Here is a 25,208-nt window from a genome sequence, read left to right as displayed (position 1 = left end):
GGAGCCGCGGGGGGGGGGCGGGGCGGGGGCGCTGTTCGGAGGGGGGGCCGGGGGGGGGGGGGGGGGGCCCCCCCCCCCCCCCGGCCCCCCCCCCGCCAGAGGCCGAAAGGCCTCTGGACACCGGGACCTGGACGGGATCTGGGATGGGCAGCGCCCTCCCCAGGCCCGCCCTACGCGCTCGCCGCGTCCAGTTCGGCCATATCGCCCGCGCTGAGCGTGATCTCCGCTGCCTTGGCCAGTTCCGCCAGCTGTTCCGGGCTGGTCGCGCTGGCGATCGGCGCCGTGATCCCGGGCCGGCCCAGTTGCCAGGCCAGCGCCACGGCCGCCGGCCCCACCCCGTGCCGCTTCGCCACCGCATCGACCGCGGCGAGGACGCGCATCCCCTTCTCGGTCATGTGCTTGGCGACACTTCGCTCGCCGCGCACCGATTTCCCGAGATCGGCCGCCGTCCGGTACTTCCCCGACAGGAACCCCGAGGCGAGCGAGGAATAGGTGATGATCCCGACCTCCTCAGCCTTGCAGAGCGGTAGCAGGTCCGCCTCGATCCCCCGGTCCATCAGGTTGTAGACGGGCTGGTGGCTCTCGAACCGCGGCAGTCCCTGGGCGGCGGACAGGTCGAGCGCCGCCTTCAGCCGTGCCGCGCTGTAGTTGGACGACCCGATCGCCCGCACCTTCCCCGCCTGGATCAGCGTCTGGAAGGCGCCCAGCGTATCCGCCAGCGGCGTCGCCTCGTCGTCCTTGTGCGCCTGGTACAGGTCGATGGTCCCGATCCCGAGCCGCCTGAGCGACGCCTCGCAGGCGGTCGCGATCCAGGCGGGCGAAAGGCCCTTCCCCTTCCCCGGCATCTCCATCCCGCACTTGGTCAGGATCAGCACCTTGTCCCGCACGCCGGGCCGGGCCTGCAGCCATTCGCCGATGAGCGTTTCCGATTCTCCACCGGAATGTCCTGACACCCAGGCCGAATAGACATCCGCCGTGTCGATCGCGATCAGCCCGCGCTCCACGCAGGCATCCAGCAGGCGGAAGGACATCGCCTTGTCGGCCGTCCAGCCGAAGACATTGCCCCCGAAGACCACCCGCGGGACCGACAGCCCCGACCGGCCGAGCGCGCGCATCTGCATCGGTCATCCTCTCCTGAAACCCGCGGCAGGATGCGCCCGCCATCGCATTTCGGCCACCCGGGGCGCCCGGATTGCCTTTTCCTCCCACGCCCCGGGGTCTAGAAGCGGCCTCGATGAGTCGCCGCCCGCCTGCCGCCGCCGCCGAGTCCACCCCCGTCCTGATCACCGAGACCGACGCCCTGGCCGCCCTTTGTGCGCGGCTCAGGACCGAGGCCTTCGTCACGGTCGACACCGAGTTCATGCGGGAACGGACCTATTGGCCCGAGCTCTGCCTGGTGCAGCTCGCCGGCGAGACCGAGGTGGCGGAGGTCGACACCCTAGCCCCCGGCCTCGACCTGGCCCCGCTCGGGGAACTGCTGGCCGACCCGGCGGTGACCAAGGTCTTCCATGCCGCCCGGCAGGACGTCGAAATCTTCCTGCTGAAGTTCGGCGCCGTGCCGACGCCCCTGTTTGACACCCAGGTCGCGGCCATGGTCGCCGGCTATGGCGACCAGGTCTCCTACGACGCGCTGTGCCGGTCGCTCGCCGGGGCGCAGATCGACAAGGCGCACCGTTTCTCCGACTGGTCGGCCCGCCCGCTCTCGGCCGCGCAGCTCGCCTATGCCGCCGCGGACGTGACGCATCTGCGCAAGATCTACACCGCGCTCGACGCCAAGCTGCGGCGCGAGGGGCGGCTCGCCTGGGTGGCGGAGGAGATGGGCGCGCTCGCCGAACCCGCGACCTATCGCCTCGACCCGGACCAGGCCTGGGAAAGGCTGCGCCCGCGCACCGGCAACCGCCGCTTCCTCGGCGTGCTGAAATGCATCGCCGCCTGGCGCGAACGCGAGGCGCAGCGCATCAACATCCCCCGCCAGCGCCTGGTGAAGGACGAGACGCTGCTCGAGATCGCGGCGACGACGCCGGAGACAGTGGCCGACCTCGCCCGCGCCCGCGGCATCTCGGAAGGCTTCGCCAAGGGCCGCTCGGGCGCCGGGCTGCTCGCCGCGGTGAAGGCCGGCAAGGAATTGCCGGACGAGGCCCTGCCTGAGGCACCCAAGGACCGCCCCGGCCCGCCGGCCTCCCCGGCGCTGGTCGCGCTGCTGAAGGTGCTGCTGGCTGCCAAGAGCGAGGAGCACCACGTGGCGCCGCGCCTGCTCGCGAGCAGCGACGACCTCGACCGCCTCGCCGCCGGCGACGGCGCCGAGGTCGCCGCGATGCATGGCTGGCGCCGCGAGGTCTTCGGCGAGGCTGCGCTGGCGCTGAAGGCGGGCCGGCTGGCGCTTGGCGTGGACGGCAAGCGGGTCAAGCTGATCCCGGCCGGATAGGTCGGCGTCCGGCCAGGTCCAGGCATCTGGTCGGGCGAACACGCCCCCACATATCAACTCCTCTGGACCTCGCCTTGCTTCGCGGGGTTCCCGGCCGATTCCGCCACGACCCAAGCCCGGTCACATAATACTCACAAATACGCAGTTTTTCGGTCGGATGCCCGGGGCGCCTGGATAAAGACGCGCTGCATTAACGATGAAATAACGATCCTTCTTCATGTAGAATCTACCGATCTTGTGAACGCGCTTTTCGCCCGGTCTGGTTAATGTCGATTTGTCGACATCAACCAGAAAGATCGCTTGCCGGCGGTGTTCCAAGAGGATTCAGCAGACATGATGCGCAGAGCCTGCCTGCTCCTGGCGGCAACCCTGCTGCCGTCCTGCGCGGCCGTCCCCGACGAACCCCGCGGACCGCAGGACCTCGCCGCCGTCCAACGCGCGAAGGACCTTCTCTGGATCGTCGAGTCCGAGAACGGGTCCGCCATCGGCTCGGCAACCGCCTTCGGGCCCGGCCGGCTCCTCACCACCGCGACCGCGGTCGAGGACTGGGTCGGCCAGCGCCTGCGCGTCCGCCGCGACGGCACGATCCTGCCGGTCCGGACCATGCAGCTCGCGGTCCGGCAGAACTTCGCGATCCTCCAGGTCCAGGATCCGCGCCTCGAATCGCCGCGGCCCTCCGCGCAGCCGGGCGCCAACCAACGGCTCTTCATGGCGGCCGCAAACGGTGGCAGCGTCTTCGAGGGCGCCGGCCCCGTCCTTCCTGTGGCCGCCCCGGTCGAGGGCATTGCCCGGCTGGAGGACGTCGTCATCGCCGACCTGCCCGCCGCGCGCGGTTTCTCCGGCGCCCCGGTCGTCGACACCGGCGGCAACCTGGTCGGCATCGCGGCCGGCATCCTGCAGACCGGCCTGTTCGACACCTCGCTCCCGGCCTCGGTCGCGCCTGGCAGCCGGGTGCCGCACCGCTCGGTCATCGTGCTGCCCATCGGCACGATCGACCGGACGATGCAGCAGGAAGGTCTGCGGTAGCCCAGCCCGGCGTCAGGCCGGCCCACCCTTGGCGAGCGGGGCTCCCTCGCTCGCGGGCACGGCGTCGGGCGACCGCCAGCGATCCGCCGCGGCGCGGCCAGCCTCGGCCAGCCGGGTCACGAAGGGCCAGGACAGGTTGGCGGGATTGGCGCCTGCGGCGTCCTCGAGCGACTCCCACAGGGACAGCCGGTGCATCCGCAGCCGCTCGAAGGCCCGGCAGGACCGCGGGCGGAACAGGCTCGCCTCGCGGCAGAGCGCCTTCATATCCTCGATCGCCTGGAGTTCCCGCTTGAGCGGCGCGGAGAAGGCGATCTCAAGCGAACGGTGACGGATGTCCTGGCGCAGGCGCGGCGTCGTGTCGCGCTCATCGGGGGCAAGCTGGACCAGCAGCAGGTCATCGGCGCGCGAGGCGCGGATCAGTTCGCGCAGCGGCGGGTTCGCGCTGTAGCCGCCGTCCCAGTAGTCCTCGCCCCCGATCTGCACGGCCTCGCGCAGCATCGGCAGGCAGGCGGAGGCGAGCACGGCCTCGAGCGTGATCTCGTCCTCGCGGAAGATCCGCGCCTCCCCGTCCCGCACGCGGGTCGCGGCGATCAGCAGCGGGAGCGGCCGTTCCTTCCGCAGGCGGGCGAAGTCGACCAGGTCGCCGAGCAACTCGCGCAACGGATCCGATCCCGGCAGCGACATGGCGAAGTGCGGCACGTGCAGGTCCGCCGCGGCGAGGATCGAGCCGAACACCGGAAGCCCCGCAAAGCCCGCGCGGTCCGACAGCAGCCGCCAGAATCGCGCCAGCCGCGCCTGCGCCTCCTCACGCCCGCCGGCGAGCAGCCCATCCGCCAGCAACACGGCATTCACCGCCCCAGCGCTCGCCCCGCTCGCGGCGGCGAAGGGCAAGCCGGGCTCGGCGAGAAGCCGGTCCAGAACGCCCCAGGTGAAGGCGCCGAAGGACCCGCCGCCCTGGAGCGCCAGGGCCAGCGGCCTCTCGGCCGGATCATGATTTTGCTGCATTGCAGCACAGCATTTGGGTTGCGAGGGCCGGACCGGCAACCCGCCGGGGCTTCCGGGGCGCGGTGCCCGGTGCGACAAGGACGCCGGATCACCGAGGAGCCAGCGCATGTCCGAACGTTTCGACCTCCTTCTCCGCGGCGGGCATGTCGTGACGCCTTGGGGCGTCGAGGCGGCCGATGTCGGCGTGCGCGAGGGGCGCATCGTCACCCTGGGCAACCTGCGCCATGCCGAGGCGGCCGAGACCGTCGATTGCGGCGGCCTGCACGTGCTGCCTGGCCTGATCGACCCGCATGTGCACCTGCGCGACCCGGGCGATCCCGCGGTCGAAAGCATCGAGACCGGCACCAAGGCCGCCGTGCTGGGCGGCCTGACGGCCGTCTTCGACATGCCCAACACTGCGAAGTCGGTGGTCAGCCGCGACATCCTGGACGAGAAGCGCGCCTTCCTGCAGGGCCGCGCCTGGTGCGATGTCGGGCTCTATGTCGGCGCCAGCAAGAAGAACATCGCGGACCTCGCCGAGCTCGAACGCCAGCCCAATGTCTGCGCCATCAAGGTCTTCGCCGGATCGAGCACGGGCGACCTGCTGGTCGAGGACGATGCGAGCCTCGAGGCCGTGATGCGCTCCGGCCACCGCCGCATCTGCTACCATTCCGAGGACGAGTACCGGCTGCAGGAACGCAAGCCGATGTTCACCGTCGGCATGCCGCATCGCAACCACATGGTCTGGCGCGACGTGGAGACGGCGCTGCTCGGCACCAAGCGGCTGATGGCGATCGCGCGCAAGACCGGCCGCCCCGCACATATCCTGCACGTCTCGACCGCCGAGGAACTCGCCTACCTCCGCGACTTCCGCGACGTCTGCACGGTCGAGGTGCTGCTCAACCACCTGACGCAGACCGACGAGGCCTATGACCGCCTCGGCGGCTATGCGGTGATGAACCCGCCGATCCGCGACCAGCGGCACCTCGATGCCGCCTGGGCGGCGGTGAACGACGGCACGGTGGATTGCATCGGGTCCGACCACGCGCCCCATTCGCGCGAGGCGAAGGAACGCCCCTGGCCCAACACCGCGGCGGGGCTGACCGGCGTGCAGACCCTGGTGCCGCTGATGCTCGACCACGTCACCAGCGGCAGGCTGTCGATCTCCCGCCTGGTCGACCTGATGTGCGCCGGCCCGGCCCGGGTCTACGGCGCGCTGAACAAGGGGCGGCTCGCGGCCGGCTACGATGCCGACTTCACGCTGGTCGACCTCAAGCGCCAGCGCATGATCCGCAACGACTGGCTGGCGACGCCGGCCGGCTGGACGCCCTTCGACGGCACGGTCTGCACCGGCTGGCCGGTGGGGACCATCGTGCGCGGCCAGGTCGTGATGCGGGACGACGAGGTGCTGGGCACGCCGGTCGGCAAGCCCGTCGCCTTCGCCGACACGCTGCGCGCGTGAACGAGGATCCGGTCGCGGCGGCGATCACCTCCCGCCGCTCGATCCGCGCCTTCCTGCCGACGCCGGTGCCACGCGAGACGGTCGAGCGCCTCCTCGACATCGCCGCGCGTGCGCCCTCGGGGACGAACATGCAGCCCTGGCGCGGCTATGCGCTGGCCGGGGAGCCGCTGCGGCGCCTGTCCGAAGCGCTGGTCGCGGAGGCGCTGGCCGGCACGCCGGTCGACTCCGAGTACCGCTACTACCCCGATGCCTTCTTCGAGCCCTACCTCGCCCGGCGCCGCAAGGTCGGGTGGGACATGTACGGCCTGCTCGGCATCGCGCGGGGCGAGGCGGAGAAGATGAAGCGCCAGCACGCGAAGAACTTCGACTTCTTCGGCGCGCCGGTCGGCATCGTCTTCACCATCGACCGGCGGCTCGAGATCGGGTCCTGGCTCGACTACGGCATCTTCCTCGGCAATGTGATGACGGCGGCGCGCGGCATGGGTCTCGACACCTGCCCGCAGGCGGCCTTCGCGCCCCATCACCGCACCATCCGCGCGCATCTGCCGATCCCGGAGAACGAGGTCGTCGTCTGCGGCATGGCCCTCGGCCATGCGGACCCGGAGGCGCCGGTGAACACGCTCGTCACCGATCGCGTCCCGGCGCGCGACTTCTGCGCCTTCCTCGGCTGGGACGGCGCCTGAGACCAGACCTGTCGCGTCGCCGCAGGCGGCGTGACCACGACAAGGAAGGGAGGGGGCGCGGGGGAGGTTCATCCTCCCCCGCACTTCGAGATGGAACCACTCACCGGCCTGGCGCTCTGGCTGCGCCTCGTGACGATCGCCGCCTTGTGGGGCGCGGCCTTCCCGCTGATCCGCTACCTCGCCGCCTACCTTCCGCCCTTCGCGCTGGCCGGCCTGCGTGGCGCCCTGGCGGCGGTGGTGGTCTTCCTGTTCCTGTGGTTCCGCCGTGAGCTCGGCGGCATCACGCGCAGCGTCCTGGTGACGTCGCTGGTGCTCGGCCTGCTCAGCGGCGTGATCCCGAACACCCTGCTGCCGATGGCGCTGCAGCGGATGGAAGCGGCGCCGGCCTCACTCGTGCAGGCGGCGGGCCCGCTGATCGTCACGCTGCTTGCGGCGTTGCTGCTGAAGGGGGAGACGCCGACGCCGCGGATGCTGTCGGGCATCGGTCTCGGCTTCCTCGGCATCGCGCTGGTGGTCGGCGCGGGCGGCCTGGGCGGGGCGAGCGCGGAAGGCGCGCTGCTGATCCTGGCCGCGACCTTCTCCTACGCGCTGAGCACCATCTGGGTGCGGCGGGCCAATCGCGGGCCGGCGGCCGCACTGGCGCTGGGGCAGCAGGCGGTCTCGGGCATCCTGTCGGGCAGCCTGGCGCTGATGGTGGACGGTCCGGGGGCCCTGGTGCAGCCGCCGCAGGTGTGGGCGGTGGCGATGGTCCTCGCGATCTTCGCGACCGCCGTGCCGCTGACGCTGTTCCTGGGGCTCGCGATGCGGGCGCGAGCGGCGGATTCGGCGATGGTGGGCTACCTGCAGCCGGTGTTCTCCACCGCCATCGCGGCGGCCTGGCTGGGCGAGGTGCCGTCGTGGCAGGTGGTGGCGGGCGGCGGGGTGGTGCTGGCGTCGGTGTGGCTGGTCACGTCGCGGCCGAAAGCCGCGTCCCGCCACGGCTAGGGCATCGTCCGACCAGATGGCGGCGGCCCACACTCCCATCCGGCCAGCCATCCAGGATGCTGTCGCGCGGTGGCCGGGTGGGGTGTGGGCCGGTGCCGATGCCGACAGGCCGGAAGGCGTTCTACAGGGCCAGGAGCCGCGCCAGCCCGAGCCGCCGCGCCACCCAGGCCGCGGCCAGCGGCCCGGCGATGCCGGCCACGATCTGCGCCAGGATGATCGCCGGATCGGCCCATCCGACCAGCTTCGCCAGCACGATCCGCGTGCTGGCGACGGCGAGGACGTGCAGCAGGTAGATCGGCATGCTCTGCCGCCCGAGGAAGACGAGCAGACCCAGCGCGCCGCCCCGGCACCGCATGGCGAGGAGCAGGACGGCCGTCATGCCCGCAAGCGCCGCCCCGGCCGCCTCGGGCCGCCAGGCGAGACCCGCGATCTCGCCCGCCCGGAAGGTCGAAAAGGCCGGCATGCCGACGCTCGCGACCAATCCGGCCGAGGTCGCGCCCAGAACCAGCACGCACACCAGCACGAGCAGCGCGGCACGCCGGGCGGACAGGTCCGGCAAGGCGAACGACCACCCGCGCGCCCCGAACAGGCACCCCAGCGCGAACCAGGGCAGCATCGTCACCGTGAAGGACAGCACGACCGGCAGGTCCTCCGGCGCGAGGATCCGCAGCACAAGCGCGACGGTCAGCATCCCGCCGGCGCCGATCGCCGGCAGCATCACGGCACCCGCCGCCAGCGCGATCACCAGGACATAGAGGAACCAGAACTGCGACGGCGGAGAGGCGAACAGCATGTTCCTCAGCGCGACGCCCACATCGCCGATCGGGGCATTCACATAGGCCCCGGCGGCATGGATCGCGAGGATCTGGACGCTTCCCCACAGGAAGTAGGGCCAGACCAGCCCGGTGAGCGCCCGCTGCGCGATGCCGCGCGGTCCGGCCTCGAGCCGCCGCGGGACGAACAGCCCCGACAGGAAGAAGAACAGCTGCATGTGGAAGGCGTAGATCACCAGCATCGCCGGCCGGAACCAGTCCGGCACCGGGGTGATGCCGGCATCGATCAGCCCCCCGAGGGCATGGCCGACCACGACGAGCACGATGCCGATGCCCTTGGCGGCGTCGACCCAGGCGACGCGGTTCGCCGTCACTCGATCCTGCCCGGCGTGCAGGTCGGAGACGGTGGAGCCCATGGCTACGCGCTGCGCGTGCATCATGGGTCAAACCTACCCGTGGCGCGCTAGGACCCTCCTAGCCGCGAGGCGGAAAACTCCTGCTTCGATCGCCCCTAGGCCGTGTGGACAGTTACCTTAACCATAGGATGGTTGCGGCGAGAGTGACGACGCTGAGGTAGTTCCTGGCGGTCTTCTCGTATCGCGTGGCGACGCGTCGGAACTGTTTGAGCTTGCTGAAGCAGCACTCGATCAGATGGCGCTCTCCGTAGAGGTGTTTGTCGAGCGGGTGTCGTCGGGTGCGTGTCGGGTTGGTTGGAATGACGGCGACGGCGCCCTTGTCTGCGATGGCTTGGCGTAGCGGGCCGGCATCGTAGGCGGCGTCGGCCATGACGACATCGGCCGGAAGTCCCTCGATCAGCGCGTAGGCCTGCGGACAATCGCCACGCTGGCCAGCTGTCAGGGCAAGGCGCACCGGCGCGCCGAGACCTCGCACTACCATATGGATCTTGGTGCTCAAGCCGCCGCGCGAGCGGCCAAGGGCCTGATCTTCAGCCCCCCCTTTTTGGCACCTGCGGCGTGCTGATGGGCTCGGATGATGGTGCTGTCGACGATCAGGTACTCGAAGTCGGGATCGTCCGACATGGCGGCGAAGATGCGATGCCACACGCCTTTCTGGCTGCAGCGGCTGAAGCGGCGGAACACGCTGTTCCAGTCACCGAAGACGTCCGGCAGATCGCGCCAGGGCGAACCGGTGCGCACGATCCACAGCACACCTTCGACGAACATCCGGTTATCGCGGCCGGTCGAGCCCTTCTGGTCCGGCCGCCCGATGATCAGCGGCGCCATCCGCTCCCACGCCGCGTCGATCAACACCAGACGATCCAATACGCCCAAGGCCGCCTCCCGAAAGGCAGCCTTGAATCACACCACAACCACCTCCGGAATCCCTAGAGTCCACACGGCCTAGCCCGCCTGGTCCTTCGCCGGCATCCGAGAGAAGATCCACTCCCGGAGCCCCGGCGGCAGCGCGCCGGCGAAGCGCGCCATCGCATAGGTCGGCCAGGGATAGGCCACCCGCACCCGCCCGCGCGCGATGCCATCGAGCGTGCGCCGCGCCGCCTCCTCCGCATCCATCAGGAAGGGCATCGGGAAGGAATTGCGCGCCGTCATCGGCGTTCGGACATAGCCCGGGCAGATGGCATGGAGGCGGATGCCGCGCAGGCGCTCGGTGGCGTCCAGCGCCTCGGCCCAGCGCTGGACCGCGGCCTTGGTCGCGCAATAGGCCGGCGCGCCTGGCGCCGCGACGAAGGCAGCCAGCGAGGCGATCACCGCCACCCGCCCGCGCACGCCATCCGTACCCGGCGCCTGCGTCGCCATGACCTCGATCGCCGGCAACGCAGTGTTCAGCACGCCGGTGACATTGGTCTCGAAGATGGCGCGGGACTGTGCCGGCGGCTCCGTCGCCCCGCCGGTTCCGGCCGAGATCCCGGCATTGGCGATCACGAGGTCGAGACGCCCCGCCCCGCCGATCCAGTCCTGCATCGCCCCCGCATCGGTGACGCTCAGCACCACGGGCCGGACCTCTGCGCCCCTGGACCGGCAGGCGGCCGCCACGGCGTCCAGCCGCGCCGCGTCGCGGCCCGACAAATGCAGCACGGCCCCGGGCCGGGCGCAGGCCTCCGCCAGCGCGCGCCCGAGGCCCGAGGAGGCCCCGGTGATCAGCACATGGTCCCAGGCGGCTTGCATCGGGCCCCTCCACGGTGGAGAAGCGGCGCATGGCCGCCACCCCCCTCTCATCCATGACCGGCTTCGCCCGCGACGGCGGCACGCTGCCGGACGGCACCTCCTTCGTCTGGGAAATCCGCAGCGTCAACGGCCGCGGTCTCGATGTCCGCCTGCGCCTGCCCAACGGCTTCGACGCGCTGGAAGCCCCGCTTAAGGAAGCGGCGGCGAAGGTGCTCAAGCGCGGCAACGTCTCCGCGACGCTGACGGTGAAGCGCGAGGACCGCGCCCCGCCGCGCCTCACGCCCGATCCGGCGGCGCTCGACCAGGCGCTGCGCCTCGCCCTCGACCTCGCCGCCCGCATCCCCGGCTGCCCGCCGCCCCGGGCCGAGGCGCTGCTGACCCTTCCCGGCGTGCTCCGCGCCGAAGCCGCCGAGCCCGACGAGGCGGAGGAGGAAGCGAAGCGCGCCACCATCGCCGCCGCCTTCACGACCGCCGTCGATGGCCTCGTCGCCTCCCGCCGGGCCGAGGGCGCGAAGCTCGCGGACATCCTGACCGTGCTGCTGGACGAGGTCGCCGCCCTGCGCGACCTCGCCGGCACCGAGGCCGCCGACCAGCCGGCCCTGCACATGGCGCGGCTGCGCGAAAGCCTCGCCGCGCTGCTCGAAGGCGAGCGCCGCGTGCCCGAGGAACGCCTCGCGCAGGAAGTCGCCCTGCTCGCCACCAAGTCGGACGTGCGGGAGGAACTCGACCGCCTCTCCGCCCACATCGCGGAAGCCCGTCGCCTGCTGAAGAGCGGCGAGGCGATCGGCCGCAAGCTCGACTTCCTCACCCAGGAATTCGTGCGCGAGGCGAACACGCTCTGCTCGAAGTCGTCCAGCACGGCGCTGACGCGCATCGGCCTCGAGCTGAAGGCGGCGATCGAACGGCTCAAGGAGCAATCCGCGAATGTCGAATGAGGGCATCGCGCGGCGCGGGCTCTGCCTGGTGCTTGCCGCCGCGCCCGGCGCCGGGAAGACCTCGGTCTCCCGCGCGCTGCTCGGCACCGAGCCCGAGCTATCGCTGTCGATCAGCGCCACAACGCGCCCGCCGCGCCCCGCCGAGCAGGAAGGCGTCCACTATTTTTTCAAGACACCTGAAGATTTCGACGCCATGGCCGCGCGCGGCGAGTTCCTCGAACACGCGCGCTTCCTCGGCCGCGCCTACGGCACCCCGCGCGCCCCCGTCGAAGCCGCGCTCGCCGCCGGGCGCGATGTGCTGTTCGACATCGAATGGCAGGGCCACCGCCAGATGAAGGCGGCGATGCCCGAGGACGTGGTCGGCATCTTCCTCCTCCCTCCCTCCCTGCCCGACCTCGAGGCGCGCCTGCGCGGCCGCGGCCAGGACAGCGAGGTCGAGATCGCCCGCCGCATGGCCGCGGCCCGCGAGGAGATCACGCACTGGGACGAGTTCGACCACGTCGTCGTCAACCGCGACTTCGAGGCGACGGTCGCGCAGGTGCGCAGCATCCTGCACGCGGCGCGCAGCGAACGGCGGCGCCAGCCCGGCATGTCGGACTTCATCGCGCGGCTGCTGGCGGTCTGACGCTTGGGCGTCATCCTCGAGATCGTTGCCCCCGTCTTCGCCATCGTCGGGCTCGGCTACCTCGCGGCAATCCGGCGCCTTGTGGACGAGGGCGGCTTCCGCGGCCTCAACGCCTTCACCTTCAACCTCGCCGCGCCGGCGCTTCTATTTGCCGGCGGGACATCGGGCCAGGTCGGCGGCGGGCCGGCGGCCTTCGCCTTCTTCTCGGCCGCTGTGGTGCTCTACGGCTTCGCGCTGTGGCTGGGGACGCGGCGGATGGGCATGCCGCTCGCCGAAGCCGGCCTCTTCGCGCTGAACTGCACCTTCGGCAACACGGTGATGATGGGCATCCCGCTCATCGCCGCGACCTTCGGCCAGCCTGGGCTGCCGATCCTGATCACCATCATCGCGCTGCATTCGATGGTGCTGCTGACGCTCGGCACGGTGGTGGCCGAGGTCGGGATGCACCGCCACGCTCCCTGGCGGCGCATCGTGCTCGCGACCCTCGCGGGCATCGTGCGCAACCCGGTGGTGGTGACGGTCTTCGTCGCGCTGGGCTGGAGCACGCTCGGCCTGCCGGTGCCCGCCGTGGCGCGCCGCACGCTCGAGATGCTGGGCGCGGCGACGCCGCCCGTCGCGCTATTCTGCCTCGGCGGATCCCTCGCCGCGTTCAGCGCGGGGCAATCCTGGCGGGAGGTCGCCTGGGCGACGGTGCTGAAGCTCGCCGCGCTGCCGCTGATGGTCTGGGGCGCCTGCGTCGCGCTGGCGCTCTCGCCGATGGAAACCGCGGTGGCGGTGATGACGGCGGCACTGCCGACCGGGGCGAACGCCTTCCTCCTCGCGCGGCGCTACGCCACCGGGGCGGACCGTTCGGGCGCGACCGTGCTGGTCTCGACGCTGATCTCGGTCGCGACGCTCGCGGCGGTGCTGGCCTGGGTGAAAGGCTAGGCGACTTGCCGCCCGCGCGCGGCCGCCGCGCGTTCCGCCTCGACCATGTAGTCGCGCGTCAGCGGCACCACGTCCTGCCGGCGCGACAGCTGCACCTGCCAGACCATGTGCCCCCAGTGGCGGAAGATCAACTCCACGCCGACCAGGTAGTATTCGAACATCCGGCAGAAGCGCTCGTCGTACAGGGAGGCGATCGCATCCCGGTTGCCGGCGAAGCGCGCACGCCAATGCGCGATGGTCTGGGCGTAGTGCAGGCGCAGCACCTCGATGTCGGTGGCCATCAGGCCGGCGCGCTCGATGCCGGGCAGCACCTCGGACAGCGCCGGGCAATAGGCGCCGGGGAAGATGTAGCGCTTGATCCAGGGATTGGTGCCGCCCGGCCCGTCCATGCGGCCGATGGCGTGGACCAGCGCGACGCCGTCCTCGCGCAGCGCCTTGCGCAGGATGCGGAAGAACTGCGCGTAGTGCGCCACGCCGACATGCTCGAACATGCCGACCGAGACGATGCGATCGACCGGCCGCGTCCAGGCGCGGTAGTCCATCAGCTCGAAGGTCACGCGGTCGGCGACGCCCGCTTCCTCGGCACGCTGGCGCGACACCGCGAGTTGCTCGGTCGACAGCGTGATGCCCGTGACGCGCGCCCCGTGGTCGCGCGCGAGCGTGATCGCCATGCCGCCCCAGCCCGAGCCGATGTCGAGAACCTCGAGCCCCGGCCGGTCGAGCAGCAGCTTCGCCGCGATGTGCCGCTTCTTGGCAGCCTGCGCGTCCTCGAGGCTCTCCTGCCCGGTCTGGAAATAGGCGCAGGAATACTGGCGGTCGCGATCGAGGAAGAGCGAATAGAGCCGCCCGCTGAGGTCGTAGTGATGCGCCACGTTGCGCCGCGCCCGCCCGGCCGGGTTGATCTGCGCCAGATGCCGCGTGACCTTCCGCAGCCATTCGCGCGCGTGCTCGATCGGGTGCGTCCCGCCCTCGGCGATGTTCAGCGTCAGGAAGGACATCAGGTCGTAAAGGCTGCAGCCGATCGGCTCGACCTCCCCCTCCATGTAGCCCTCGCCGAGGGCGAGGCCGGGGTTGAAGGTCAGGCGCCGCAGGGCGCGCGCGCTGTGGATGGCCATGCCCGCCTCGGGGGCGGAGCCGTCGCCGTACCGGCGCAGGCTGCCGTCGGGATAGCGGACGGTCAGCGTGCCGCGGCGCACCAGGCGGCCAAGAGCAAGGTGGAACAGCATGCAGCCTCCTCCCCGTCACAGGGGGAGGATTGCATATTGCGTATCCACGAATGAAGACGGCCGTGCCGCATTGCAGCACGGCAAGCGGCGCGGGGGCGGTGCGGCCCCCGCGCCTGCAGCGATCAGCGCCCGGCGGCCTGGTCGGCCTGGCCGGCGGCGAGTTCCGCCGCGAGCTCGGCCTCGAGGGACGCCTGCTCCGCCTCGGCCTCGGCCTCGACGCGCTCGCCGCGCGCCTGCTTCTCGGCCTCTTCCGGCGAACGGGCGACGTTCACCGTGACGGAGATCGCGACCTCCGGGTGGAGCGCGACCTGGACGTGCGCAAGGCCGACCGACTTGATCGCGTTGCCCAGCATCACCTGGTCGCGCCCGACGGTCAGGCCGGCGGCCGTGCAGGCCTCGGCGATGTCGCGCGTCGAGACGGAGCCGTAGAGCGCGCCGCTCTCACCCGCCTGGCGGATGATCGTGACGGCCAGCCCGGCGACGCGCTCGGCGACGCGCTCGGCTTCCTCGCGGCGCTTGAGGTTCTGGGCCTCAAGCTGCGCGCGCTCCTTCTCGAAGCGCTCGAGGTTCGACTTGCTCGCGCGGATCGCCTTCCCCGAGGGGATCAGGAAGTTGCGCGCATAGCCGGGACGGACCTTCACCAGCTCGCCCATCTGGCCGAGCTTGTCGACCCGCTGCATCAGGATGAGTTCGATCATGTTGCACCTCCGGGCGGGCCTGCGCGCCGCCCCCATTGCTCGTAGAAACCGAAGGCCGTGACCGCGATCGCGGCCGGCACGCTGAGGATGACGAGCCCGGCGTAGAAGACGCCGAGCATGAAGGGACGACCGGGCCGTCCCGCCGAGTAGCGGTGCACCGCCGCGATGCCCTGGACGAACACCGGCAGCAGCAGCACGAGCAGCAGGGACAGGCTCACCACCTCCCCCTCGCCGCCGAAGAGCAGCCATGCGGCCGCCCCCGCGCCCGGCAGGACCGGATACCAGCCCGGCAGGCGCGCCTCGCTCCAGCGGGGCGTCGGCGCGATCGCGAGGCCGGAGCGCGCCAGCGCGGATTGCGCCGCCGCCCCGTTCACCGACCAGGAGATCGCCCCCCATAAGCCGAGCGCCGCCGCCATGACGCGGACCAGCTCATCCACCGGCAGGGCGTCCGGCAGGCCGCCCATCCGCTGCACGCCCTGTTCCACCCCGGTGCGGATCGCGCCGCCGAGGCCGCCGGGCATGCCCGCGAAGGCCACCGCGGCGCCCAGGATGACGATGGCCGGCCAGAGGCCAAGCATCGCCAGCGGCAGCGAGAGGTCGATGCGCCCGCCGCGCAGCCCGGTCGCCACGATCGCCACCGCCGGCAGCCCGAAGGCGACCAGGAAGACGACCATCGGCAGCGATCCGGACAGCACGACATGGAGCGCCGCCCCGATGCCCGCCGCGCCCGCCACCGCGCCCGGCCCGAAGCCGAGGCCCGTGGCGAACAGCGGCAGCGGCGTCAGCCAGAAGGCGGCGAAGCCGAGCGGCAGGCCGCGCATCGCCCACAGCGACAGCACCGCGGCCGCAAGGCCGCCCGCCATCGCCGCAAGCCAGCGCGGATTGGTCAGCGCGCCCGCCATCGCCCCGTCCCCGGGCTCCCCGTCCTCAGTCGTTGATGACGTAGGGCAGCAGCGCCAGGAAGCGGGCGCGCTTGATGGCCTGGGCCAGTTCGCGCTGCTTCTTGCCGCTCACCGCCGTGATGCGGGACGGGACGATCTTGCCGCGCTCCGAGAGGAAGCGGGACAGGAGGCGGACGTCCTTGTAGTCGATCTTCGGCGCCTGCGGGCCGGAGAAGGGGCAGGACTTCTTGCGCCGGTAGAAGGGGCGGCGCGCGCCGACGGCCGGGCGGCGGGCGGCGGGGATCAGGTCGCTGGATTCGGACATCGTCGATTACTCCCCGGCCCCGTCGGGACCATCCATCTCGTCGCGCGGGCGGGCGCGGAATTCCTCGCGGTCGTCGCCGCGCTCGCGGCCACGGCCCGAGCTGAAGCGGCCGGCCGGACGCGGGCCGCGGAAGCCGCGGTCGCGATCGCGGTCGTCGCCACGCTTGGCGAGCACGGCGGAGGGCGCCTCGTCGATCGCCTCGACGCGCACGGTCAGGGACCGCAGCACGTCCTCGTTCAGGCCGAGCTGGCGCTCGACCTCGGGCAGCGCGCCGGCGGGGGCGTCGATGCCGAGGAGCATGTAGTGCCCCTTGCGGTTCTTCTTGATCTTGTAGGCGAGGCCGCGAAGGCCCCAGTACTCGCGCTTCTTCACCTCTCCGCCGCCTTCGGCGATGAGGCCCGCGACCTGCTCGGCGATCGCTTCGACCTGCTGCTGGGTGACGTCGTTGCGCGCGATGAACACGCATTCGTAGAGCGGCATGTGATCTCCCTGTGGCTGGCTCAGCCCTGGCCCCGGTATGGGGCGCGCAAACGGGCATAGCCGGGCGCTTGCCTTGCGCCCGGCAGGGGAGCGGGGCGTAAAGCACGGGGCGGGGGGCCAAGGCAAGGGCGGAATGGCCCGCCACGCCTGACCGCGCCTTGAGCAGGCGGCGATGCGCCGGGCGGCAGGATCCGCGCACGGGCCCGAAAGACCCTGCCCGGGCCGGGGTGCGCCCGGCCGCGGGTCATGCTCCTATGGCGCGGATCGCGCTTCCGGGAGACTTAGGCATGAACCGCCGCCACGCCCTGCTGCTGCCGCTCGCCGCCCTGTCGGCCCCGCGCCTGGCCCAGGCCCAGGCCTGGGCGCCGTCCCGCCCGGTCGTCCTGGTCGTTCCCTTCGCCCCCGGCGGGCCGAACGACCTGGTCGCACGGCTCGTCGCCCCGCACATGCAGGCGGCCCTCGGCCAGAACGTGGTGGTCGAGAACCGGCCCGGCGCGACCGGGGCGATCGGCGCCCGCCACGTCGCCGGCTCTCCGCCCGACGGGCATATGCTGCTGGTCGCGGCCTCGGGCACCATGACGATCAACCCCGCCGTCATGGCCCGGCCGGGCTACGACCCGGAAAAGGACTTCGCCCCGGTCAGCCTCGCCATGACCGTCCCGAACATGCTGCTGGTCCACAAGGACGTCCCGGCCCGGACGGTGCCCGAGGTGATCGACTGGCTGAAGCGCGAGGACGGCAAGGTGAACTACTCCTCGGGCGGGGTCGGATCGACCGAACAGCTCGGCATGGAACTGTTCCTGCACGCCACCGGCACGCGCGCGACGCATGTCCCCTTCCCCGGCGGCGCGCCGGCGGTCACGGCCATGATCCAGGGCCAGTGCCAGGCGAGCATCCTGAACGCGGCGACGGTCCGCCCGCATGTCGTCTCGGGCGCGCTGCGCGGCATCGCGATCTGCCTGCCGCGCCGCTTCGCAGCCCTGCCCGACATCCCGACCATGGCCGAGGCCGGCTATCCGCAGGTCATCTCGGCCTCCTGGTCGGCCTTCCTGGCCGCGGCCGGCACGCCCGCCCCGGCGGTCGCCCGGCTGAACGAGACGATCGTCGCCGCCCTGCGCCAGCCCGAGGTGACCGAGCGCCTGACCGCCGCCGGCTTCACCGTCGATGCCAGCAGCGCTGCCGAGCTCGGCCAGACGATCTCGACCGAACTCGCCCGCTGGAAGCAGGTGGTGCGCGATGCCGGGATCCAGATGAACTGAAGGGCCCGGTCGCCGGGGGAGCGCAAGATTGGCGCGCCCCCGGCGCGGGAGCTGTGCCAGGATCCGCCCCGTCCGACCGGACGGAGGGTGCCATGGCTGCCTCCTCGACCTTCGCCGCCACCGATGGCGATGCCTATGAACTGCAGATGGGCCGCTGGAGCCGCCGCCTGGCGGAACCCTTCCTCGACTTCGTCGGGCCCGTGGGGGACGGCGATGTGCTCGACCTCGGCTGCGGCACCGGCAGCCTGACCCTCGCGCTCGCGGCGCGCGAGCCCGCCTGCCGGATCAGCGGCGTCGACTTCTCCGCGGCCTACGTCGAGCACGCCCGCGGCCGCACCTCGGACCCGCGCATCGATTTCCGGGTCGGGGATGCCTGCGCCATCCCCTTTCCCGCCGCGCGCTTCGACCGCGTGCTGTCCCTGCTGATGCTGCATTTCGTCCCGCGGGCGACGGAGGCCGTCGCGGAGATGCGCCGCGTCGCCCGCCCCGGCGCCGTGGCGGCGGCCGCGGTGTGGGACGCCCGGGGCGGATTCGTCGCACAGCGGATCTTCCTCGACACCGCCGCCGCGATCGATCCGGGCGTCGATACCCTGCGCGCCCAGAACTGCATCCGGCCGATGACGCGCCCCGGCGAGCTCGGCGCCGCGTGGCGGGCGGCGGGCTTCGAGGATGTCCGCGACGGCGCCCTCACGATCCGCATGGACTACGCGGATTTCGAGGATTTCTGGCGCCCCTACCTGGGCGCGCAGGGCCCGGCCGCGTCCTACGTCTCCGGCCTCGAACCGGCGGCGCAGGCCCGACTGCGGGACCATGTCCGCCGCGCCTACCTCGATGGCGAGCCGGACGGCCCCCGCTCCTACGCCGCGACGGCCTGGGTCGTGCGCGGGGTGGCGCCGGGCTGACACCCCGCCCGGGTGCCGGAACCGGTTGACAAGCGGCCCCCCGGGCCGCATCCCGCGCGCCCATACCGAACGTAACAGCACGGAAACGCGCGAACATGGCTTTCGCCTTCGTCTTCCCCGGCCAGGGCAGCCAGGCCGTCGGCATGGGCCGCGACCTGGCCGACGCCTTCCCCGCCGCCCGCCACGTCTTCCAGGAAGTGGACGACGCCCTCTCCCAGAAGCTCAGCCAGCTGATGTGGGAAGGCCCGCAGGAGGAACTGACCCTCACGGCCAATACCCAGCCGGCGCTGATGGCGCATTCGCTGGCCGTGATCCGTGCCCTGGAAGCCGAGGGCGGCTTCCGCCTCGCCGACCGGGTCGCCCTGGTCGCGGGCCATTCGCTCGGCGAATACAGCGCCCTGACCGCCGCCGGCGCCTTCGACGTCGCGACCGCCGCACGCCTGCTGCGCCTGCGCGGCGAGGCGATGCAGAAGGCGACGCCGCCCGGGACCGGCGCGATGGCCGCCCTGCTCGGCGCCGAGATCGACCAGGCGCGGGCGATCTGCGCCAAGGCCGCGCCGAACCCCGAGACCGGCAAGGACGAGGTGGTCGAGGCCGCCAACGACAATGGCGGCGGCCAGGTGGTGATCTCGGGCGCCAAGGCCGCGGTCGAGCGCGCCATCGAGATCGCCAAGGCGGACGGCGTGAAGCGCGCCATGCTGCTGCCCGTCTCCGCCCCCTTCCACTGCGCCCTGATGGCCCCCGCCGCGGACGCGATGGCCGAGGCGCTGGCCAAGGCCGAGCTCCGCGCGCCGGTCGTGCCGGTGGTGGCCAACGTCACCGCGGCCAAGGCCTCCGATCCGGTCGAGATCCGCGACCTGCTGGTCAAGCAGGTGACGGGCACGGTGCGCTGGCGCGAATGCGTCGCCGCCATGGCCGCGATGGGCTGCGACACCTTCGTCGAGGTCGGCGCCGGCAAGGTGCTGACGGGGCTGATGAAGCGCAACGCCCCCGAGGCCACCGCGCTCGCCATCGGCGCGCCCGCCGATGTCGAGGCCTTCCTGAAGACGCTCTGAAGCGTTTTGTCGCCGGGCTGCCCGCCGCCTGATCAGGTGGCGGGACCGGATCGGGAATCCGACCACAGCCCCGGAGAAGACAGATGACCTCGGCCTCGAACGAACATTTCTGGCGCGACAGCGCCCTGCGGCAGGAAGCCGAGGGATACCAGTGGCGCAATGCCTCCCACGGGCGCGGCAAGACGCTGGACACGCGGGCCGACCCCCACGCCCCGAAGGGCTTCGTCTTCCACCGCACCGGCGGGCTTGTGGTGAAGCGGCGCGTCGAGCTGCAGGAGGACATGCTCTATCGCTTCGCGGCGAAGAAGTATGTCGGCAGCGGCGCCAACGCGCTGGTGCCCCTGCTCAACTCGCCCTGGTGGATGAACGACGACCGGATGATGCTGCTGCTCGGCCGGGCGCGCAGCGCCGGCGTGCCGCTGGTCGAGATCGCGCGCCGGCAGCTCGCCCTGCCGCCGGCCTGGACGGATTGCGACATCATCGTCCGCGCGCGGCTGCGCCCGGGGGTGCTGATCGCCGCCCATGCCGGGCCGGGCCGCACGGCCGAGGCGAATGGCGACAGCTACACCATCGCGCCCGAGGCGCCGCACCTCCTCATCGATCAGTTGTACATTCCCGGCCTTGGCCGGCATTTCGCGCTGAACGGCGCCGGCGAGCCCCATGCCCGTGCCTGGTTCGACCTCTCGACCGCGACCTCCTTCGATCCAGCCCTGCGGGGCCTCAACCCCTGAGCGGAGTTCCTTCATGTTCGACCTGACCGGCAAGACCGCGCTCGTCACCGGCGCCACCGGCGGCATCGGCGAGGCGATCGCCTCCGCCCTGCACGCCCAGGGTGCCACCGTCGCCATCACCGGCCGGCGCGAGGCGGAACTCGCCCGCGTGGCCGAGGCGCTGGGCGGCGCGCGCGTCATCGTCGCGCCGGCGGACCTGTCGGATCCCGCAGCCCCGGCGGCGCTGGTCGAGAAGATCGAGGGCGAGGCCGGCGGGCTCGACATCCTGGTGAACAATGCCGGCTTCACCCGCGACATGCTGGCGCTGCGCATGGGCGACGCGGACTGGAACGCGGTGCTCGAGGTAGACCTGACCGCGCCCTTCCGCCTGGCCCGCGCCGCGCTGCGCGGGATGATGAAGAAGCGCTACGGGCGCATCGTCTCGATCGCGTCCATCGTCGGCGTGACGGGCAATGCGGGCCAGGCGAACTACGCCGCGGCGAAGGCGGGCCTGATCGGCATGTCGAAGTCGCTCGCGCAGGAAGTGGCGACGCGCGGCGTGACGGTGAACGTGGTGGCCCCCGGCTTCGTGAAGACCGCGATGACCGATGCGCTGAACGACGCGCAGAAGACCGCGCTGCTGTCGCGCATCCCGACCCAGCGCATGGGCACGCCCGAGGACATCGCCTCGGCCGTCGTCTACCTGTCGTCCACGGAAGCGGGCTGGGTCACCGGCCAGACGCTGCACGTGAACGGCGGCATGGCGATGATCTGAGTCACAAGGAAGGTTGAGGGGGGGCCGGGGGGAGAAGTTCGCTTCTCCCCCCGCCCTTCAGTTGCGCGACCTCGGCCTCGAGTTCCGCGATCCGCGCGTCCCGCTTCTGGATCGCCACGAGCACGTCCTCCGCCTCGAAGCGTTGCGGGATGTGCTGGTGGCAGTTGCTGTCCCAGGCCGTGACGCGGATGACGATCGCCTGTTCCGCGCGGCCCGGGGCACCTTCGGGCATCAGCATGGCGAGCAGCGCGGGATCGTCCTGCACGACGCGCGCCTCGCCCCAGATCTTCACCCGGCGACGGTTGGCGTAGTCCATCAGGAACAGCTGGACCCGCGGGTTCTCCGAGAGGTTGCCGAGGGTGATGTACTGCCGGTTCCCGGAGAGGTCGGCGAAGGCGAGGGTCTCGGCGTCGAGCACGCGCAGGAAGCCCGGCGGCCCGCCGCGATGCTGGATGTACGGCTGCCCCTCGGCGCTCGCACTCGCCAGGTAGAAGCTGCGCTGGGCAGCGATGAAGCCGGCGATGTCGGGGGTGAGCTCAGTGCGCCAGCCGCCGCGGCGTTCCATCCGGGCGTAGGAGTCTCGGGACCCACGCGCGGCCTGGATCGCCTTGACGGCGGGGGAGAAGGCGACGTCGCTCGACGGGGCTTCGGTCATGGCGTCACTCCTCGGAGGGGTGGGGATGGCGGGGGTTCCGCCATCCCCTGGCATGTCAGGCGGCGCGGGCGGCCGGGGCGGGGAAATCCACCTCGGTGCGGGCGACCTCGTTGACGTAGTTGGTCAGCGTGTTCAGCGCGACATGGGCGACGATCTCGAGGATCTCGGCATCGCTCCAGCCCGCGGCGCGCACCGCGGCGAGGTCGGCATCCGCCGCGCGGCCGCGGGCCTCGGTCACCGCGATGGCGAAGCGCACGGCGGCGTCGGCCTTCGGGTCGGCGGAGCGGCCGGCGCGCGCGGCGGCGATCTCCGCGGCGTCGAGCTTCGCCATGTTGGCGCCGATGAAGGCATGCGCCGCCAGGCAGTAGCCGCAGCCGTTGAACTCGGCGACCGCGAGCGCGATGCGCTCCCGCGTGCGGACGTCGAGGGCGCCCTTCCCGAGCGCGCCCGACAGGCCGAGGTAGCCGTTCAGCGCGGCAGGGCTGCTCGCCAGCAGGCGGAACAGGTTCGGCACGGAGCCAAGCTGCTTCTGCACCGCCTCGAGCTGCGGGCGGGTCGCCTCGGGGGCCTCGGCGATGGTGGCGGGGGTGGGGATGCGGGACATGGGCTTTCTCCTGGTTTGTCCGTGGCCGGGAGAATGGCCCTGAGCGTGTTCCGTGGATAATCATTCCGATTGGAATGAGATCGATGCAGGATCAGCAATAATGACGGACCGCTTCGACGCCATGGCCGCCTTCGTCGCGGTCGCGGATGCCGAGGGCTTCGCGCCCGCGGCGCGGCGGCTCGGCCTGTCGCCCTCGGCCGTGACGCGGCTGGTCGCGGGGCTCGAGGACCGGCTCGGGCTGCGGCTGCTGCAGCGGACGACGCGGCGCGTGGCGCTGACCGATGCCGGGTCGCGCTTCCTGGTCCGGGCGCGGCGGATCCTCGCCGACCTGCGGGAGGCGGAGGACTCCGCCGCGGCCGAACGCGCCGCGCCGTCGGGGCATCTCGTCGTCGCCGCACCCGTGATGTTCGGGCGGCTGCATGCCGGACCGCTGGTCTGCGAGTTCCTCTCGCAGCATCCCGACCTGACGGCCGAACTGACCCTGTCCGACCGCTACATCGACCTGGTCGAGGAAGGCGTCGACGTCGCGCTGCGCATCGGACACCTCGAGGACAGCACGCTGGTCGCGCGGCGCGTGGGCGAGACGCGGCGCGTCTGGGTCGCAGCACCCGACTACCTGGCCCGCGCCGGCATGCCCGCGGCGCCTGAGGACATCGCGGGGCATCGCATCATCCACAGCACCTCGCTCGGCGCCGAGCCGGCCTGGACCTTCTGGCGCGACGGCGTGGCGGAAAAGCACGCCATCGCGCCACGCTACGTCACCAACAGCATCGACGCGGCGCTGTGGCATGCGGGCCAGGGCGGCGGCATCGCGAAGGCGCTCGCCTACCAGGCCGAGGACGCCGTGCGATCCGGCCGCCTGCGCCTCGTGCTCGAGGCCTTCGAGCCGCCGCCGCTGCCGATCCAGTTCGTCTACCCCTCCGCGCGGCTGCTCTCGGCCAAGGTGCGGGGGCTGGTGGACCTGGCGCTGGCAACGCGATCCTGGCGCTTCGTCAACCTGGGGGCGTGAGGATCCAGCCGCAGGCCAGCAGCGCGGCGCGCATGTGCTCGGGCGGCGGCGCCTCGGCGGCGAGCGGCGGTTCGACCGGCAGCTCGATGGCGCGGGCCAGCAGGTGCAGCCCGCCGCCCTCCCCGCCGCCATAGACGGGATCGCCGAGGATCGGCCATCCGGACGCGGCGGCATGCACGCGCAACTGGTGCGTCCGGCCCGTGGCGGGGCGGAACTCGATCCATGCCAGGCCCGGCGCGCGGCCCAGAACGCGCCAGTCCGTCACCGCCGGCTGGCCCTCCGGATGGACCTCCATCCGCCAGCCCGCCGCCTTGGTCGAGACCTTGCGCAGCGGCGCGTCGATGCGCCCGGCATCCTCCGCCGGCCCGCCGCGCACCACCGCCCAATAGGTCTTGCGCACCCGACCCTCGGCGAAGCAGCGGCCGAGCGCGGCGAGCGCCGGCTTGGTCCGCCCCAGCACCAGGCAGCCCGCCGTATCCGCATCCAGCCGGTGCACCGGCTGCGGCAGGTGCCGCTTGCCCATGCGCAATGGCTCGAGCCAGTCCTCCAGCGAAGCACCGCCGCGCGGGCCGCGATGCACCGGCAGGCCCGCTGGCTTGTCGATCACGATCGCGTCGTCCCGCAGTAGCAGGACGCGCGCCGCGATCGCGTCCGGCAATGCTTGGCGCGGAGGGGCCGCGCGTGTGACGCTGCGGCGCATCATGTCGGCTCCTCCTCTCGTCATCTGCCTCGGCAACGTCGTCGCTGACCACACCTTCCGGGTGGAGGACATACCCCAGCCGCCGGCAAAGATCGCCGCCCGGTCCTACAGCATCGGCCCCGGCGGGATGGCCGCCAATGCCGCGATCGCGGTGGTGCGCCTCGGCGGCCGCGCCGCCTTCTGGGGCCGGGTGGGGGACGACCTGAACGGCGAGCCGCTGGCCCAGGCGCTGGAACAGGAAGGCGTGGACGTGACCGGGCTGCGGCGCGTGCCGGGCGGGCGGACGCCGGTCGGCGCCGTGCTGGTGGACCCGCGGGGCGAACGGACCATCGTCTCCTTCCGCGGAACCGGCCTCGGGATCGATCCGGCCTGGCTGCCGCTCGACCGCATCGCCGGCGCGGCGGCGCTGTGCTGCGATCCGCGCTGGCCGGAAGGCGTCGCGGCCGCCGCCGCCGCGGCGCGCGCGGCCGGCGTGCCGGTGGTGCTGGACGGCGAACGCAGCGAGACCCGCATCCTGGTCGACCTGGTGCCGCGCGTGGACCACGCGATCTTCTCGGTGCCGGGCCTCGCCAACTACGCGCCGGGCCGCAGCCCGGAGGAAGGGCTGCGCCAAGCGCTCGCCTCCGGCCCCGTGAAGGTCGCCGCGGTGACGCAGGGCGAGAAGGGCGTGCTGTGGATGCTGCCCGGGGAGGAGAAGCCGACCCGCACGCCGGCGTTTCCGGTAGAGGCGACGAACACCACCGGCGCGGGGGACGTGTTCCACGGCGCCTATGCGCTCGCGATCGCGGAAGCGATGCCCGTGGAGCGCGCGATGCGATTCGCGGCGGCGGCGGGCGCCCTGCGGGCGCGGGATGGGGCGACGCCGACGCGGGCGATGGTGGATGAGCTGATGTGAAGGTCGGGGGAGGAGAACCTCCCCCGATCCCCCTCCCTTCTCTGGGCACTTGGTTCCAAAGAAGGT

Annotated in this window: 27 protein-coding genes and 1 pseudogene; 15 read left to right on the top strand and 13 right to left on the bottom strand. The window is 72.1% G+C overall.

Annotated elements, in window-relative coordinates:
- Positions 1–170: 170 nt before the first annotated feature.
- Positions 171–1,121 (bottom strand): aldo/keto reductase, encoded by a 951-nt coding sequence (locus GWK15_RS20850; RefSeq protein WP_168043314.1) that lies wholly within the window; start codon positions 1,119–1,121, stop codon positions 171–173.
- A 113-nt stretch (positions 1,122–1,234) separates the two neighbouring features.
- Here GWK15_RS20850 and rnd point away from each other — a divergent pair, with 113 nt between their 5' ends.
- On the top strand, positions 1,235–2,425 hold the full coding sequence (gene rnd, locus GWK15_RS20845; protein ID WP_168043313.1) for a ribonuclease D: 1,191 nt from the start codon (positions 1,235–1,237) through the stop codon (positions 2,423–2,425).
- Positions 2,426–2,758: 333 nt separating this feature from the next.
- Positions 2,759–3,451, top strand: a complete 693-nt coding sequence (locus GWK15_RS20840) for a S1 family peptidase (protein ID WP_168043312.1) — start codon at positions 2,759–2,761, stop codon at positions 3,449–3,451.
- Positions 3,452–3,463: 12 nt separating this feature from the next.
- On the opposite strand, the gene GWK15_RS20835 is transcribed toward GWK15_RS20840, so the two are convergent.
- Positions 3,464–4,456, bottom strand: coding sequence for a patatin-like phospholipase family protein (locus GWK15_RS20835; RefSeq protein WP_168043311.1), 993 nt, complete (start codon positions 4,454–4,456; stop codon positions 3,464–3,466).
- A gap of 106 nt (positions 4,457–4,562) precedes the next feature.
- Between GWK15_RS20835 and GWK15_RS20830 the strand changes: the two genes are divergently transcribed.
- From GWK15_RS20830 to GWK15_RS20820, 3 genes are all read left to right on the top strand, one after another.
- A complete protein-coding gene (locus GWK15_RS20830) occupies positions 4,563–5,897 on the top strand; it encodes a dihydroorotase (RefSeq protein ID WP_168043310.1) in 1,335 nt (444 codons plus the stop codon).
- The gene (locus GWK15_RS20825) at positions 5,894–6,580 is read left to right on the top strand and encodes a nitroreductase family protein (protein WP_168043309.1); all 687 of its coding nucleotides are present in this window, start codon (positions 5,894–5,896) and stop codon (positions 6,578–6,580) included. The genes GWK15_RS20830 and GWK15_RS20825 overlap by 4 nt, the downstream gene beginning before the upstream one ends.
- Before the next feature lie 90 nt (positions 6,581–6,670).
- A complete protein-coding gene (locus GWK15_RS20820; RefSeq protein WP_168043308.1) occupies positions 6,671–7,564 on the top strand; it encodes a DMT family transporter in 894 nt (297 codons plus the stop codon).
- Positions 7,565–7,685: 121 nt separating this feature from the next.
- On the opposite strand, the gene GWK15_RS20815 is transcribed toward GWK15_RS20820, so the two are convergent.
- The 3 genes and pseudogenes from GWK15_RS20815 to GWK15_RS20805 form a co-directional block, all read right to left on the bottom strand.
- Positions 7,686–8,777, bottom strand: a complete 1,092-nt coding sequence (locus GWK15_RS20815; RefSeq protein WP_168043307.1) for an acyltransferase family protein — start codon at positions 8,775–8,777, stop codon at positions 7,686–7,688.
- 88 nt (positions 8,778–8,865) lie between these two features.
- Positions 8,866–9,581 (bottom strand): annotated as a pseudogene (locus GWK15_RS20810) (IS5 family transposase).
- Between the two features lie 117 nt (positions 9,582–9,698).
- Complete coding sequence (locus GWK15_RS20805) at positions 9,699–10,481, bottom strand: SDR family NAD(P)-dependent oxidoreductase (protein WP_168043305.1); 783 nt, start codon at positions 10,479–10,481, stop codon at positions 9,699–9,701.
- Positions 10,482–10,510: 29 nt separating this feature from the next.
- Here GWK15_RS20805 and GWK15_RS20800 point away from each other — a divergent pair, with 29 nt between their 5' ends.
- The 3 genes from GWK15_RS20800 to GWK15_RS20790 are packed head-to-tail and all read left to right on the top strand — an operon-like array spanning position 10,511 to position 12,968.
- The gene (locus GWK15_RS20800; protein WP_168043304.1) at positions 10,511–11,416 is read left to right on the top strand and encodes a YicC/YloC family endoribonuclease; all 906 of its coding nucleotides are present in this window, start codon (positions 10,511–10,513) and stop codon (positions 11,414–11,416) included.
- Positions 11,406–12,041, top strand: a complete 636-nt coding sequence (gmk, locus tag GWK15_RS20795; protein ID WP_168043303.1) for a guanylate kinase — start codon at positions 11,406–11,408, stop codon at positions 12,039–12,041. Before GWK15_RS20800 ends, gmk begins: the two co-directional genes overlap by 11 nt.
- 3 nt (positions 12,042–12,044) lie before the next feature.
- Complete coding sequence (locus GWK15_RS20790; protein WP_168043302.1) at positions 12,045–12,968, top strand: AEC family transporter; 924 nt, start codon at positions 12,045–12,047, stop codon at positions 12,966–12,968.
- Here the strand turns inward: GWK15_RS20790 and GWK15_RS20785 are convergent.
- The 5 genes from GWK15_RS20785 to rpsF all read right to left on the bottom strand — a co-directional run bounded on the left by GWK15_RS20785 (position 12,965) and on the right by rpsF (position 16,578).
- The gene (locus tag GWK15_RS20785; RefSeq protein WP_168043301.1) at positions 12,965–14,194 is read right to left on the bottom strand and encodes an SAM-dependent methyltransferase; all 1,230 of its coding nucleotides are present in this window, start codon (positions 14,192–14,194) and stop codon (positions 12,965–12,967) included. The two genes, GWK15_RS20790 and GWK15_RS20785, sit on opposite strands and share 4 nt — an antisense overlap.
- A gap of 122 nt (positions 14,195–14,316) precedes the next feature.
- Entirely contained in the window at positions 14,317–14,892 is a 576-nt protein-coding gene (gene rplI / locus GWK15_RS20780) for a 50S ribosomal protein L9 (protein WP_168043300.1), read from the bottom strand.
- Complete coding sequence (locus GWK15_RS20775; RefSeq protein ID WP_168043299.1) at positions 14,889–15,794, bottom strand: DUF2232 domain-containing protein; 906 nt, start codon at positions 15,792–15,794, stop codon at positions 14,889–14,891. The genes rplI and GWK15_RS20775 overlap by 4 nt, the downstream gene beginning before the upstream one ends.
- Before the next feature lie 25 nt (positions 15,795–15,819).
- Positions 15,820–16,098 carry a 30S ribosomal protein S18 gene (rpsR, locus tag GWK15_RS20770; protein WP_168043298.1) on the bottom strand — a complete coding sequence of 93 codons (279 nt, stop codon included), beginning with the start codon at positions 16,096–16,098 and terminating at the stop codon, positions 15,820–15,822.
- A 6-nt stretch (positions 16,099–16,104) separates the two neighbouring features.
- Positions 16,105–16,578 (bottom strand): 30S ribosomal protein S6, encoded by a 474-nt coding sequence (gene rpsF / locus GWK15_RS20765; protein ID WP_168043297.1) that lies wholly within the window; start codon positions 16,576–16,578, stop codon positions 16,105–16,107.
- A gap of 287 nt (positions 16,579–16,865) precedes the next feature.
- On the opposite strand from rpsF, the gene GWK15_RS20760 reads away from it, so the two are divergent.
- The 5 genes from GWK15_RS20760 to fabG all read left to right on the top strand — a co-directional run bounded on the left by GWK15_RS20760 (position 16,866) and on the right by fabG (position 21,279).
- Complete coding sequence (locus GWK15_RS20760; RefSeq protein WP_168043296.1) at positions 16,866–17,837, top strand: Bug family tripartite tricarboxylate transporter substrate binding protein; 972 nt, start codon at positions 16,866–16,868, stop codon at positions 17,835–17,837.
- Positions 17,838–17,929: 92 nt separating this feature from the next.
- Entirely contained in the window at positions 17,930–18,739 is an 810-nt protein-coding gene (locus tag GWK15_RS20755; protein ID WP_168043295.1) for a class I SAM-dependent methyltransferase, read from the top strand.
- Between the two features lie 95 nt (positions 18,740–18,834).
- Positions 18,835–19,794, top strand: a complete 960-nt coding sequence (gene fabD / locus GWK15_RS20750; RefSeq protein WP_168043294.1) for an ACP S-malonyltransferase — start codon at positions 18,835–18,837, stop codon at positions 19,792–19,794.
- Positions 19,795–19,877: 83 nt separating this feature from the next.
- Positions 19,878–20,525, top strand: coding sequence for a hypothetical protein (locus GWK15_RS20745; RefSeq protein ID WP_168043293.1), 648 nt, complete (start codon positions 19,878–19,880; stop codon positions 20,523–20,525).
- 13 nt (positions 20,526–20,538) lie between these two features.
- The gene (gene fabG, locus GWK15_RS20740; protein ID WP_168043292.1) at positions 20,539–21,279 is read left to right on the top strand and encodes a 3-oxoacyl-[acyl-carrier-protein] reductase; all 741 of its coding nucleotides are present in this window, start codon (positions 20,539–20,541) and stop codon (positions 21,277–21,279) included.
- Between the two features lies 1 nt (position 21,280).
- Here fabG and GWK15_RS20735 read toward each other — a convergent pair whose 3' ends face one another.
- Positions 21,281–21,934 carry a pyridoxamine 5'-phosphate oxidase family protein gene (locus GWK15_RS20735; RefSeq protein WP_168043291.1) on the bottom strand — a complete coding sequence of 218 codons (654 nt, stop codon included), beginning with the start codon at positions 21,932–21,934 and terminating at the stop codon, positions 21,281–21,283.
- A 55-nt stretch (positions 21,935–21,989) separates the two neighbouring features.
- On the bottom strand, positions 21,990–22,538 hold the full coding sequence (locus tag GWK15_RS20730; RefSeq protein WP_168043290.1) for a carboxymuconolactone decarboxylase family protein: 549 nt from the start codon (positions 22,536–22,538) through the stop codon (positions 21,990–21,992).
- 100 nt (positions 22,539–22,638) lie between these two features.
- Between GWK15_RS20730 and GWK15_RS20725 the strand changes: the two genes are divergently transcribed.
- On the top strand, positions 22,639–23,547 hold the full coding sequence (locus tag GWK15_RS20725) for a LysR family transcriptional regulator (RefSeq protein WP_168043289.1): 909 nt from the start codon (positions 22,639–22,641) through the stop codon (positions 23,545–23,547).
- Here GWK15_RS20725 and GWK15_RS20720 read toward each other — a convergent pair.
- Entirely contained in the window at positions 23,531–24,250 is a 720-nt protein-coding gene (locus tag GWK15_RS20720; RefSeq protein ID WP_245211790.1) for an RluA family pseudouridine synthase, read from the bottom strand. The genes GWK15_RS20725 and GWK15_RS20720 overlap by 17 nt on opposite strands.
- Here GWK15_RS20720 and GWK15_RS20715 point away from each other — a divergent pair.
- A complete protein-coding gene (locus GWK15_RS20715) occupies positions 24,249–25,142 on the top strand; it encodes a PfkB family carbohydrate kinase (RefSeq protein ID WP_168043288.1) in 894 nt (297 codons plus the stop codon). The genes GWK15_RS20720 and GWK15_RS20715 overlap by 2 nt on opposite strands.
- Positions 25,143–25,208: the final 66 nt, after the last annotated feature.

The organism is Neoroseomonas oryzicola (assembly GCF_012163135.1).
GTDB classification, from domain to species: domain Bacteria; phylum Pseudomonadota; class Alphaproteobacteria; order Acetobacterales; family Acetobacteraceae; genus Neoroseomonas; species Neoroseomonas oryzicola.
Note: the sequence above shows the minus strand (reverse complement) of the source record. Positions and strands in the feature narration are given on the sequence as shown.